General features: G+C 46.6%; 9 protein-coding genes and 1 pseudogene. 2 read left to right on the top strand and 8 right to left on the bottom strand.

The annotated features are described in order from the left end of the window. Window positions 1–31: 31 nt before the first annotated feature. On the top strand, window positions 32–478 hold the full coding sequence (locus BUA17_RS03670; RefSeq protein ID WP_083584564.1) for a hypothetical protein: 447 nt from the start codon (window positions 32–34) through the stop codon (window positions 476–478). Between the two features lie 105 nt (window positions 479–583). On the opposite strand, the gene BUA17_RS31940 is transcribed toward BUA17_RS03670, so the two are convergent. The 4 genes and pseudogenes from BUA17_RS31940 to BUA17_RS03655 all read right to left on the bottom strand — a co-directional run bounded on the left by BUA17_RS31940 (window position 584) and on the right by BUA17_RS03655 (window position 5,207). After that, window positions 584–1,054 (bottom strand): PTS sugar transporter subunit IIA, encoded by a 471-nt coding sequence (locus tag BUA17_RS31940; protein ID WP_348537066.1) that lies wholly within the window; start codon window positions 1,052–1,054, stop codon window positions 584–586. A 99-nt stretch (window positions 1,055–1,153) separates the two neighbouring features. Next, window positions 1,154–2,551 (bottom strand): annotated as a pseudogene (locus BUA17_RS03665) (sucrose-specific PTS transporter subunit IIBC); the annotation flags it as partial. A 26-nt stretch (window positions 2,552–2,577) separates the two neighbouring features. Then, the gene (locus tag BUA17_RS03660; protein ID WP_072732631.1) at window positions 2,578–4,053 is read right to left on the bottom strand and encodes a glycoside hydrolase family 32 protein; all 1,476 of its coding nucleotides are present in this window, start codon (window positions 4,051–4,053) and stop codon (window positions 2,578–2,580) included. Between the two features lie 170 nt (window positions 4,054–4,223). Next, window positions 4,224–5,207, bottom strand: coding sequence for a LacI family DNA-binding transcriptional regulator (locus BUA17_RS03655; protein ID WP_063563502.1), 984 nt, complete (start codon window positions 5,205–5,207; stop codon window positions 4,224–4,226). A 579-nt stretch (window positions 5,208–5,786) separates the two neighbouring features. Here BUA17_RS03655 and BUA17_RS03650 point away from each other — a divergent pair. Continuing rightward, complete coding sequence (locus tag BUA17_RS03650; protein WP_072732630.1) at window positions 5,787–6,869, top strand: bifunctional 3-deoxy-7-phosphoheptulonate synthase/chorismate mutase; 1,083 nt, start codon at window positions 5,787–5,789, stop codon at window positions 6,867–6,869. Between the two features lie 142 nt (window positions 6,870–7,011). Here the strand turns inward: BUA17_RS03650 and BUA17_RS03645 are convergent, their stop codons facing one another. From BUA17_RS03645 to BUA17_RS03630, 4 genes are all read right to left on the bottom strand, one after another. Beyond that, a complete protein-coding gene (locus tag BUA17_RS03645) occupies window positions 7,012–8,685 on the bottom strand; it encodes a ribonuclease J (protein WP_072732629.1) in 1,674 nt (557 codons plus the stop codon). 160 nt (window positions 8,686–8,845) lie between these two features. Continuing rightward, the gene (gene rhaA, locus BUA17_RS03640) at window positions 8,846–10,117 is read right to left on the bottom strand and encodes an L-rhamnose isomerase (RefSeq protein ID WP_072732628.1); all 1,272 of its coding nucleotides are present in this window, start codon (window positions 10,115–10,117) and stop codon (window positions 8,846–8,848) included. Between the two features lie 18 nt (window positions 10,118–10,135). Next, window positions 10,136–12,205 (bottom strand): bifunctional aldolase/short-chain dehydrogenase, encoded by a 2,070-nt coding sequence (locus BUA17_RS03635; protein ID WP_072732627.1) that lies wholly within the window; start codon window positions 12,203–12,205, stop codon window positions 10,136–10,138. A gap of 251 nt (window positions 12,206–12,456) precedes the next feature. Beyond that, the gene (locus tag BUA17_RS03630) at window positions 12,457–13,437 is read right to left on the bottom strand and encodes a glycoside hydrolase family 5 protein (RefSeq protein ID WP_072732626.1); all 981 of its coding nucleotides are present in this window, start codon (window positions 13,435–13,437) and stop codon (window positions 12,457–12,459) included. Window positions 13,438–13,584: the final 147 nt, after the last annotated feature.

Below are 13,584 nucleotides of genomic sequence, written 5' to 3'. Positions count from 1 at the left end.
AAGATGATTTTGCCTATGGAGGTTGGAGCGTGTGATCGCAGATTGTGATGTGGAAATTCGAACGGAGATTTGTGTTGATACCCGAATTAGTTCCATGGAGATTATTCGGTACGATATGCGAAAATTACCCTTCATAGCGCAGGAACGTTCATCCTGCTACTGTGGATTGTTCAAAATCTCATGCGGGAATGTTCATGGTTTTGCCGAATTTGAATTGCCTGTGGGCTCCCATCCCTCTGATCTGGTAAAATGGGCTTCGGTGTTCAGGGCCTTAAAAGGTATGGAGCTGTCACAGGTCATGCATTATATCCAGAAGCATCAAGAGCTATGGGGAAATGAACGCATGCTTTTCCTGCATGAAGCCGTCAGCAATTTGCTTCTTAACCTGGAGCAAGCCAGCACATCTGATGTGATGTTAAACCGGGAAGAAATTCGTGCCTTTATGATGCAATACGCACTGACGTATTATTCTTTTTGACACCTTCCGTTTAGAAGAAAAGATACATAAAAATGCAAAGAAACCCTGGTGATATACACCGGGTCTTTTTGCATTTTTCGACCTGTCTTTTTCAAAAGTTTACGCTTATTGCGGTTCAGTAAATTTCACAACGATTAGTGCTTCTCCATTAGCTTGAACAGGGCCGGTCGTAGTTGGCATCACCTGTTCGATCTTTTCGTTCCCATTCGGGATGAGCACAGGTGTAATCAATGGCAGCCCGGCAGCCTGGATCGCTTCCATGTCAAATTCAATCAACAGTTGACCTGCGGTTACGGTGTCTCCGCTATTCACATATGCGGTAAAACCTTCACCCTTCAGTCCAACGGTATTAATTCCAATATGCACAAGCATCTGAACACCGGTTTCATGTTCCAGGATTACGGCATGTTTGCTTTTATTCATCACATGAGCGATGACGCCGTCAAAAGGTGCAAATACTTTGCCCTCAGAAGGCTCGATAGCGATCCCTTCTCCCATATGCTTTTCCGAGAATGCAGGATCAGGAACCTGCTCCAAAGCAACAGCTGTGCCTGTGATCGGTGATGCAATTTCCAACAAATCTACCTTGGTGCGATGGTTAGCGGCCTGGCTGGCAGAGGAGTTTGACTTTTGCGACAGAACTTCCGTCTTGCTCTCATCTCCAGCATTGCTCGGAACTTCCTCCGCAACCGGCTGATCCTTATATCCGAAGAACCAGGTAAGTGCAAATGCAATTCCCATGGCCACCACGTTGGACAAAATGTACAAAGGCAATTGACTATTCAAATACAGCAGGGTGCCCGGAATAACCGTCACCGCCATACCTGTACCTTGCAAATGGAACAATGACGCGATAAATCCACCGACAGCGCCTCCGACAAGGCCCATGATAAACGGTTTCATATACCGCAAGTTAACCCCGAAGATAGCAGGTTCGGTAATCCCTAGAAATGCAGAGAATGACGAAGGCAGTGCGAGTGCTTTCAGCTTTGTATTTTTGGTCTTCAACCCCACCGCCAGACAAGCTGCTCCTTGCGCAGCCATAGCGCATGTAATAATCGCGTTGAACGGATTAAAGCCCGTTTTCTCCAGCAATTGAATCTCCAGAAAGTTAAAGATGTGATGTACACCGGTAACAACAATAATTTGATGGAAGAAACCAATAATAATGCCCGCAATACCAAATGGCAGTCCCAATACGGCTGTTGTTCCATGCAGAACCCACTCCTCCAGGGAATGGAAAACCGGACCAATCGCGAAGAGACCAAGTGTAATCATGACCGTCAGTGTAATAAAAGGGGTAAGAATTAAATCAAGCGCCTCTGGCACGCGTCTTCTCAGAACCTTCTCAAACTTCGCTCCGATCAATCCGACGAAGAACGCAGGCAGTACGGAACCCTGATACCCGACCACCGGTATGAATCCGAACATATGCAGCGGTTGTGCTGATCCATCTGCCACAGCGTATGCGTTCGGCAGCGCCGGATTCACAAGCATCAGACCCAAAACGATGCCGAGAACCGGACTCCCGCCAAACACGCGGAACGCAGACCAGGCTACCAGTGCAGGCAGAAATGCAAATGCCGTGTCCGTCAGGATTTGAGTAAATAATAAGAAATTGGGCGAAATGTCGTCCGGTGTTGCACCAAATAGCGATAGAATTTCATTTTGAGTGAGCAGCCCGCGCAGACCCATGAAGAGCCCCGTTGCGACCAGCACAGGAATAATCGGTACAAAAACGTCACCAAACGTGCGAATGGCCCGTTGAAAAGCATTGCCTTCCTTTTTGCCCTGACTCTTCACGTCTTCCTTGGAAGACCCTTCGATGCCCAGCTTCTCAACCTCTTCAAATATCCGGTTCACTGTTCCTGTTCCAAAAATGATCTGATACTGGCCCGAGTTGAAAAAGGCCCCTTTCACTTTGTCAATGTTCTCGACCTGCTTCTGATCAATCTTGTCCTTGTCATTCACCATGATCCGAAGACGTGTTGCACAGTGTGCAAATGATGCGATATTTTCTTTGCCCCCGATGGCACGAATAACGTCCTGGGCAATCTGCTGATTATCCGACATGGTTCTTCATTCCTCTCACGTTATATCTAATAATCCCATTTTGATGCCTGAAATCCTGCCTTGCCTTCATGTGCAAAGAAGCGAATCTCCACACTTTCCTTGCTTGGGAAGATACGGCTTGTGAATACCTCTTCTCCATCATTGACAAAGATCTCAACAGAAGAAGAATCCACAAAGATATGGAACTTCAGCACGTCTGCATTCAATGCGCAGCGCCGAATATTCCCGTTCTGATCCGCGAGCGTGGCGCCTGACTGCGAACGATTCAGGGTTACTTTCTGAGTCAACCGATCGTATTGCAACACGGTCTTCTCTTCTGCACTCGCCCGCAATTCAATGCCTACTACCTCTGCGTCAAAATCACGGATTTCACATTCCAATTCATAAGCCATTCCAGCAAAGTCTGCGAAAGATCGAGTCTCATGATCCATTGTGAATTCCATGTGAGTCCCTTCAGAATCCCCACGCAGCTTCACCATTTCAGAGACTGGCTGCTGAATTAATTTCCCCTCCCGGAGTGACAACTGCCGCGGAATTGTTAGGCAATGTGCCCATCCACTCTTATCTGTCGGATACTCCAAATCGGGAAGTCCCATCCACCCCACCAAAATTCGTCTTCCATCCGGCGCCTGCATCGTCTGCGGGGCATAAAAGTCAAATCCACGATCCAGCTCCTGAAACGGACCATGTTCGAAGTGCCTTGTCTGAAGATCCAGTGGTTCGCCAATCAGATAACCCGACTGAAAAATGTTGTGATACTCATCTCCCTGACTCTCTATTCCCTGCGGCGAAAAGATCAGTACACCCTTACCCTGCATCTCCATATAATCGGGGCACTCCCACATGTAGCCAAAGTTAGGTAGCCCAGTATGAATCTCTCCTAGAAACGTCCAGTTTCTGAGATCTGACGAGCGATATAATACGGTGCATCCCGTTTCATCTACACGCTGGGCTCCAATCACACAATAATACGTGTCACCTTGCTGCCAAACCTTGGGGTCTCTGAAATGTTCCGTGTAACCAGAAGGTACTTCAGAGATCACAGGTTGCTGCACTTTGGTTATTGAACCGCTTTCATGCATAATCGCCAGACACTGATACGGATGCCTGATCCAGTCCTCATCTCTTGTATTGCCTGTGTATAGCAGATTGAGCTGGCCATCTTTTTCAATAGCACTGCCCGAATATGCCCCGTGTGAATCATATGTGTCGCCCGGCTGGATTCCGATTCCGACTTCTTCCCAATGCACCAGATCCGTTGAACGGGTATGATACCAATACTTCATTCCATGCTCGGTCCCGAGTGGGAACCACTGATAGAACAGATGATAATATCCTTGGTAATAGGAGAATCCGTTAGGATCGTTAAGCAGTCCGGTTATCGGCTGGATATGGTAATGCTGTCTCCACGGACAAGCAGAGATCAAAGCTTCCAGCTTGCCTATTTCTCCAGGCTCTGCCTGCTCGATACGTCTGTAGCGTTGCTCTCTAGTCATTTTCATAAAAAGTGTTCTCCATCCTAGCGAAAAGTAAAACCTAAATTAGAGGAACCGGTTCCAACACGCTCAAAAAAATAATTCCATATGGCTTTTTCGCCTGCCACCGTGTTCCCATATCCTTAATGGATATTCGGAGTGGAACCGGTTCGATGGAATTATCATAAAGGATTCATTTATATCTTGTCAACGCTTTCTCGTGGAATAATCTCCACATCAAGAATCGTGCACTGCTCCACCGGATCGCCTTGTACCAGACGAATAATGTGCTGGGCCGCCACTTGACCTGCCTCAAAATAATGATATTTTACTGTCGTTAGTGTAGGATGAATCATCTCGGTAATTTCATAACCACCAAATCCGGTAACTGATAAATCCTGCGGGATTTGTATCTTATTGGAAAAAGCAATCTTCATCACACCCAGTGCGATGTTATCTGTTGCGCCCACAATAATCGTAGGTTTGCTTTTTTTCAAAATCGCTTCTGCGGTAATGATCGCCTCGGACATTTTAAAGCTTGTCTCGTAATATGTCACATCACATCCACCGCATTCGTCGATCGCACGCTTGAACCCCTGTTTGCGATGGATACCTACCGCCTGATCTCTCTCGGTAACGCCAATATAGACGATTTTCCGATGGCCCTTTTCCACAACATGTTTACCCATCTCATACCCCGCCTGATCATCATTATGAACCAGACTGTGTAACTGTTCATGCTGCTGCCCTACCAATAGCACCGGAATTCCGATGTCTTCAACAGCTTTGAGATGTGCATCGGTCACTTCTGCGGCAAGCAGAATAATGCCGGATACCTTCTGTCTGGCAAAGTCATATATGGCATCAATCTCGCGCTGCATATCCTGGCTCGTATTCGCGATTAGCATCTGATACTGATTATTTCTTAATTCTTCATCGATGCCGATCAATGTCTGAGAGGTTGCAAAGGAATCCAGACGAGGAACAACCGTTCCAATAATACTGGTTTTTTTGGCTTTAAGACTCTGTGCGAACGTATTGGGTACGTAATTGTATTGTTTAATAATGCGCTCAATTTTCTGCCGTGTATCGTCACTAACAGAACCACCATTCAGGAAACGAGAGACGGTGCTCTTCGCCACGCCTGCCATTTGGGCGATATCCGAAATCGTTTTATTCATAACTTCTCCTCTTATTCTCATTCGCTTGAATTCACTTATATTACCTTATATTATACTTCGAATGGCAAACCCTTGCGAATACTATTCCCATGGAGATATTAGTAAATCTCACGCAACTCTGAACGTGCATGTGCAATGCATCACGGTAAAGCGTTATTGATGCATGGCATTAATTCAGCTTCTTGCAGACAAGGAACATGAGATGCTAGTATAACTTCAATTCATAACGTGCATCATGAAATACAGAACCGAATATCATTATTCATACAGGCTATGACGGAAAGAGTACGCGGAGTTATCGTTCATTACAGGGACGCGGTGCCGAAGACTGAGAGCACCCGAAAGGAACATGCCGCCGAAGTTCACTCCCGAGCCGATTGCTGAAGAGCTGCTCCTCATGGATATAGCTTCTAGGACAATCCGTTCCTTGCGTTAAAAGGTCAAAGTGAGAAACAGATCGGCTGTATTCAATCAGCAGGACCGTTTCTAATTAGGGTGGTACCACGGCTTCTTCGTCCCTTACGGATGAAGGGCCTTTTTGTGTTTTTTCATAAATTTAAATTGAAGGAGTGGATCAGCATGGATCAAAGCATGAACTTGGAACAATTAAGAGGCCGATTGAGTGAGATTAATCATAACCTTCTGCACTTGTTGTCAGAACGGGCCCAAATTACACAGGAAATTGGTCAAATCAAGGAAAAACAGGGTGTACCCAAATTTGATCCGGTTCGCGAAAAAGAAATGCTGGAGGAACTGACTGCTGCCAATCCGGGGCCTTTCCAAGACGATGCCATCAAACTTCTGTTCAAACAGATTTTCCAGGCTTCCCTGAGCCTTCAGGTCGACGAACATAAGAAACAACTGCTCGTTAGCCGCAAAAATCAGCAGGAAGATACTGTCGTCTCCATCGGAAACGTCAAGGTTGGCGCAGGCAAACCCATTATGATCGCTGGCCCATGCTCGGTTGAAAGTTATGAGCAGGTACGCGAGGTCGCAGCAGCGCTGAAAGCGGCCGGCATTACCGTAATGCGCGGAGGTGCATTTAAACCTCGTACTTCTCCATATGACTTCCAGGGACTCGGAATCGAAGGATTGAAAATTCTGAAGGAAGTTGCCGACGAGTTCGGACTGAAGACAATTAGTGAGATTGTGCATCCAAGTCATATTGAATTGGCTGGACAGTATATTGATGTCATCCAGATCGGTGCCCGTAACATGCAAAACTTTGAACTGCTCAAGGCTGCCGGGGATGTTAAGATTCCTATTCTGCTGAAACGTGGTTTGGCGGCAACCATTGATGAATTCGTTCATGCTGCGGAGTACGTTGTCTCCCGCGGGAACAAACAAGTTATGCTGATTGAACGCGGCATTCGCACCTATGAAAAAGCAACACGAAACACACTAGACATCTCTGCCGTGCCGATTCTGAAACAGGAAACCCATCTGCCTGTGCTTGTGGACGTCACCCACTCTACAGGGCGCAAAGATATCCTTGCCCCTTGTGCCAAGGCAGCACTTGCTGCGGGTGCAGATGGCGTTATGGTTGAGGTTCATCCGAATCCGGCCGTAGCCCTCTCGGATAGCGCACAGCAATTAAATATCGAGCAGTTCCACCAATTCCTCTCCTCTGTGAGACAATCTGGATTGCTGAAGGATCAATAGGTTAGTTAACAATAAAAGCCTGACTGAAATGTGTGGTTCATACGAAAAACGGTATGATCCTACATTTCTCAGGCTTTTGACTATCTTAATCTTAATTTTAATCCACATCTTAATCTCTATACATCGGCTCTGCTCCACTTTCTCAAACCTCAATAATAATGGGCAGAATCATTGGTCTTCGTTTTGTCTGGGCGTAGATGTAATGACCGATCTCGTCTTTCAGCTTTCTTTTGATCACATTCCACTGATTCGCTCCGCTTCCGGTTAACTCATCCATCTTGTTCTGAACCAGCTCATGAATCTCTTTCATGAACTCCTCAGAATCCTTCACAAACACAAAACCTCTGGAAATAATCTCAGGCGCTGTCACCATATGTTTCTCCGTTTTGCTCAGCGTAGTCACAATCACCAGCATTCCATCGGATGACAGTTGCCGGCGATCACGCAGCACGATATTCCCGACGTCGCCCATGATCAGACCGTCGACCAGACTGTTGCCTGAAGCAATTTTGGGACCAGGAGATGCCACGCCATCTTTGTACTGAATCATATCCCCATTGTTCACGATGAATACATGATCCCGTTCGATCCCCACGGACTCCGCCAGTTGTCTATGCTGATACAGCATGCGGAACTCACCGTGAACTGGAACTAGATAATCAGGCTTCATCAGGGTCAGCATCAGTTTGAGTTCTTCCTGGCTGCCGTGTCCTGATACATGCATGCCTGCTGCTCCGCTTGAACCGTAAATGACGCGTGCTCCGAGCACATACAGATTATCAATGACATGCGCAAGATTGCGTTCGTTCCCCGGGATCGCCCCAGCGGCAATAATGACGGTATCTCCAGGTGCAATCTTCACATGAGGATGTTTGGAGGCCGCCAAACGGGATAAAGCAGCCATCGTTTCACCCTGACTTCCCGTACAGAGCACAACGACCTCATCAGGTGGAAACTGGTCCGAATCAATGGCCTCAATGAGCAGCCCCTCTGGTACATCCAGGTATCCCAGTTCACTAGCTACGGACACTACATTAAGCATGCTTCTACCCAGCAGAGCCAGCTTGCGCCCCGTCTCGAACGCTGCATTTACAATCTGTTGAACCCTGCTTACGTTGGACGCAAAGGTAGAAATAAACACTTTTTGTTTGGCACGAATAAACGCGTCCAATATGTGGTCACCTACGACACGCTCGGAAGGGGTGAACCCGGGTCTCTCTGCATTGGTGCTCTCGGACAACAGCACGTGTACACCTTGTTTGCCAATCTCGGCCATACGGTGCAGATCGGGATACGGCCCATTTACAGGTGACATATCAAACTTGAAATCCCCGGTATGGACTACATTTCCTCCAGGTGTTTGAAAGAAAATACCCAGGCAATCCGGTATGCTGTGACTGGTCGCAAAAAAAGAAACGTGAATTCCACCCAGCGTAATGCTGGATTTGGAATCAACCGTATGCAGATCTGCTTTGCGCAGCAGCCCATGCTCTCTCAGTTTCAGTTCAATTAATCCTCGTGTCAGTCTGGACGCATACACCGGGATATTGATTTGTTTTAACAAATAGGGAATGCCGCCAATGTGGTCTTCATGTCCATGGGTAACCACAAGCGCCCTTACCTTGTCCTGATTTTCCAGCAGATACGTCACATCCGGAATGATGAGATCAATGCCCGGCAGGGTTTCATCCGGGAATTTGGAACCACAGTCGATGACAATGATGTCCTGATTATATTGGATCAGATACATGTTCTTACCTATTTCATTCAAGCCGCCAAGTGCCGCGATATACAATTTGTTGTGGGCGAGATTCAAATCGGATGCGTCCTCCTCTACGTTGCAGTACTAGCATTGAAGCTTTGCATTTTTCTATGTATTTTTAGTATGGAAATTCTGACCGCAGTTATGCATTTCGCAGCTGTTTCCATGCAAAAAAGCCACAGTGGAAAACTTCTCCACCGTGGCCTGCATCATCCTATACGAAAGATTTATCTCGTTGAAGTAAAACTTCCTGCTCATAGGTTTTGATCTCAGCAATCCACTGTTCACGTACAGGTACTTGCTGCTGAGCGCAATAATAATCCCAGATCGCGCCGAAAGGATAGGACTTAAACTCTTCTGTCAAAGCAAGACGAAGGGTGTAATCCCCTTCCAGCTCCGCTGATTTCAGAGCATCCACAGGTTCCAACATCGCACGTAGCAACGCTTTAATCGTGTTGCGTGTGCCAACTACCCACGCAGCAACTCGATTGATGCTTCCATCAAAGAAATCGAGTCCGATATGTGTCGTTGGAAGCAGATCATGACGTACCAATTCGCGAGCAATTTCCAGCAGCTCATCATCCATAATGACAACATGGTCACTGTCCCAACGCATTGGACGGCTGACATGCAGCAGAATGCCGTTGGTAAACAAGGCCAGTGAAGATAGTTTGTTAGAAATAACTTCCGTTGGATGAAAATGTCCGGCATCAAGGCAGATTAACGTATCATTTTGCAGTCCATAGCCCATATAGAATTCATGAGAACCAACGACATACGCTTCTGAACCGAGGCCAAACAGCTTACTCTCGACCGCATCCAGATGATACTTGGGATCAAGCTTCTCGGCAAATACCTCATCTAGTGAATCCTTCAGCCGCTTCCGCGGTGTCATGCGATCGACCGGATTATCCTTGAACCCGTCCGGCACCCATACATTGGTTACACAAGTCTGGCCCAGCTGCTCGCCAAAGTAAGCGCCAATGCGGCGGGATGCTTTGCAGTGATCAATCCAGAACTTGCGAATCGCCGGATCGGAATGACTTAGCGTGAAACCGTCACTTGATTTTTCATGTGAAAAACAGGTTGGATTGAAATCCAGACCGAGCCCTTGTTCTTTGGCCCATTTTACCCAGTTCTCATAATGCTTCGGCTCAATCCGATCCAGCTCTACTTGTTCGTCCGTATCCGCATAGATCGCGTGCAAATTGACCTTATGTTTGCCGGGAATCATGGAGAAGGCTTGCTCCAGGTCTGCCCGAAGCTCTGCGGGTGTCGTTGCAGCCCCCGGATATTGACCTGTAACGGATATTCCACCCGTAAGTTCCCCATCTTTATTCAGAAAACCTTTTACATCGTCCCCTTGCCAACAGTGAACAGACACTTTGATTTCCGCGAGCTTCTTCAGCACTTCATCCGTATCAATTCCATGCTGAGCATATAATAATTTGGCTGCTTCATATGCTTGCTTGACTTGATTTTCCATGTGCGAGAACCCTCCTTATTATCGTGTAAATGCTGCTGGCACACCGCCATCAATCGTCATCATGCAACCGGTTGTTTTTTCTGATTTGGAAGAGGCAAAAAAGGCGATGCCTTCCGCAATATCTCTCGGATAAATATTGACGAGCAAAGTTGTACGTTTGCGATAGTACTCTTCCAGTTGATCCGATTCGATACCATAGGCTGCTGCACGTTCATTTCTCCATGAACCGTTCCAGATCGCTGAACCTTGCAGGATGGCATCCGGGAGAATCGTATTTACACGAATACCGTATTCCCCACCTTCCGCCGCGATGCAGCGGGCCAAATGAGCCTCAAGTGCTTTGGCCGAGCTGTAAGCTGAGGCGCTTTTACCCGCATAGACTGAGTTTTTGGACCCGATAAATACCATACTGCCGCCAATCCCCTGTTGTTTCATCAACTTGAAAGCTTCACGTGCCACGAGGAAGTACCCAGTACCCAGCACATTCATGTTCAAGTTCCATTCTTTTAACGATGTTTCGTCAAACGGACTAGAGGTGGCCAGGCCTGCATTGTTCACGATAATATCCACGCCGCCATATTGTACAGCAACTTCGGCATACGCAGATCGCACGGCTTCCTCATCCGTTACATCCATCTTCAATGCATATGCACGATTGGCACCATATTGGTCGTTAATTTCCTGAGCTACTTTCTGTGCTCCTTCAAGGTTGAGGTCCGCGAGAACGACATGTGCCCCCTCAGATACCAATCTGCGTGCGGTTTCACTTCCAATTCCACCGGCCCCCCCGGTAATAAACGCAACTTTGCGGGAAAACTCAGTCTCCGCCGGAGCCAGCGATAATTTGTAAAGCTCAAGCGGCCAGTACTCCACATTGTAGGATTCATTGGCGCTGAGGGATACGAATTGGCCCAGACTTGTCGCACCCCGCATCACGGCAATGGCTCTATGATACAATGCCCCGCTCACCTGGGACAGTGCCCAGCTCTTGCCTGTGTTGATCATGCCCACACCTGGGATAAGAATGACGCGAGGTGCAGCTTCGAACATCACGTCACCATCATTTTTGTTGCTCTCAAAATATTGTTGATATTGTTCTTTGTAAGCGGCTACGCCTTCCACCAGTTTGGATTTCAGCCCTTCAATATCCTCCGCGTCCGGTGTCCAATCGATGAATAGAGGTACCACTTTGGTGTGCACCAAATGATCCGGGCACGCCGCGCCTACCTGTGACAGCTTCGGCGAATCCACTCCTCCAACGAAGGCGAGCACATCCTCCTGATCGTCAAAGGACAAAATCATTTTTTTACTATCCGATACCGCTCCCCGAATGGTCGGCATTACTTTGGATACGATCTGGCGACGCACTTCTGCCTCAAACGCAGGATGCTTCTCTCCGCCAAACAGGCTTCCTTCGTCAACACGTGCTTCAATGAAGGCTTCCGCTTCATTAATAATTTTGATCGTCTGGGCGTAACATTCTCCCGATGTTTCTCCCCAAGTCACAAGTCCATGCTTCTCCATCAGAACCAGTTCGGCATTGGGATTCGAGAATACGCTTTCAGCAATCATCTTGGATAGTGTGAATCCTGGACGCACATAAGGAACCCATACAAATCGATCCCCGTAAATCTCTTTCGCCAGTTCTTTTCCGTTATCTGCACAACACAGACTAATAATCGCATCTGGATGGGTATGGTCCACATGTTTATATGGAAGGAATGCATGCAGCAACGTCTCAATGGATGCACGCGGGTGTTTGGAATCGATCATGCAATGACCCAAGTATTCGACCATCTCTTCATCCGACATGGATTCCCGTTCGATTAATGGACGAATGTCTTCAAGTCCAAGGCCTGTAAAATGCTTCGCCTGCATGGAAGCCAGGTCAGATCCACTGCCTTTTACATACATCACTTCTATATCACGGCCGCGAAAATCTTTCACCGTCGTTTTGGTAGACGTGTTGCCTCCGAAAATGTTACATACACGGCGATCTGACCCAATCAGATTGGATCGGTAGACCAGCTGCTCCAGTCCGGTTGTTTTCTCCGAAGCCTGTGATGAATTCCATAAACTCTGTACCATTTGTTCCCCTCCGATAATGTTTGTTTTATTCCTAATCAGAGTTTATCATCTTTGTTTTGTTTTGAAAACAAAAGATTTTAAATATAAACGGAAAGATTCAAAAGAGTTTCTGTTTTGATGATTTTTTTTTCAATAAAAAACACCCTGACGTGTTGGTCAGAGTGTTTGGAAGAGATTTTCTTGCACAGAACATGCTCAATGCTTCTCGTTGAGTAGATGAATCTTTTTAGAAAAGCTAGACCCTATAGACCCTAGTAGATCCCTGCTTTTTTTGAAGTATTTTTGATTCCGTAAGTGTCGTTGACGACCGTGTTTCCAAAGGATGTCAAACTTCCGTTAGGACCCGTAGCTAAGTCCAAATAGTTCAAATCAGAGCTGTTGCCATACCAGGACCATGCGAGCCAGCCTACCCCTTTTTCCTGACCATATTTCATGATCGCATATTCATCGACATCTCCGTTCGTGTGATATCCACCGAATTCACCGATGATCAGGGCCAGACCTTTGTTTAATACGCTTTCCATGTTGGCTTTTACGGTTGCCGCGTCTTTACCGGCATATTCATACATGTGAATAGAAAACACAGTATTTTTCTGTGTATCTGCTGCAAATACACTTTGTCCATAATCCACGATGGATTGCGGGTACTGCCCCCAGCCCGCTGCATCCACGATCAACGTATTGTTAATCCCGGCATTTCTCAGCTTCGGAATTGCTTTTTTGTATCCATCAGCCCAAGCACTACCGTTCCATGTTCCATACCATTCGTTCGCGATATTTACGATAACTCTGTCTTCTTTGCCAATGAGTGCTTCCTTGATGCTAATCCAGTAATTCACTGCTGCATCCAACGAATTATAGTCATCCTTACCTGTTGCATCATGTACTTCAAGCACCGCAATCATTTTGTTTGCGCTCACAACATTAATGATGTTTTTAACGGAGTTCAGATCGTCTTTGGTGTACTGCACGCCATTGGAGAGCACAATCCGTACGGTGTTGGCACCTGTTTTGGCAATTGCAGGAATAGCCGTGTTCAGGTCGTTCTTAAACCATGAATGTCCATGATTGACACCTCTCATGACAAATGCCTTGCCAGTGGAATCGTACAATTTGCCTCCGCTTACATAAAATCCTGTAGCAGCAGACGCTTTGGGTGCAGCACTCCCCAGAATCACCAACATAAGTGCAGCTATTACGGTAAAGACTGTACACTTTTGCAACTTGACCATTCGCTAGAACCTCCTACATTTTTTTATTTATTTCAATTAACCCTGCTCAAGGCAATAAGTTAACTAAAATCAAGAGTATCCCATAATTTTATAAAGTTATTATTTATAAATAAATAACTTTATGTAAGATACATAATTTAATTTTAT

Origin of the sequence: Paenibacillus sp. ov031 (assembly GCF_900143165.1) — a bacterium.
GTDB classification, from domain to species: Bacteria; Bacillota; Bacilli; order Paenibacillales; family Paenibacillaceae; genus Paenibacillus; species Paenibacillus marchantiae.
This window is presented reverse-complemented; position numbering and strand designations above follow the sequence as displayed.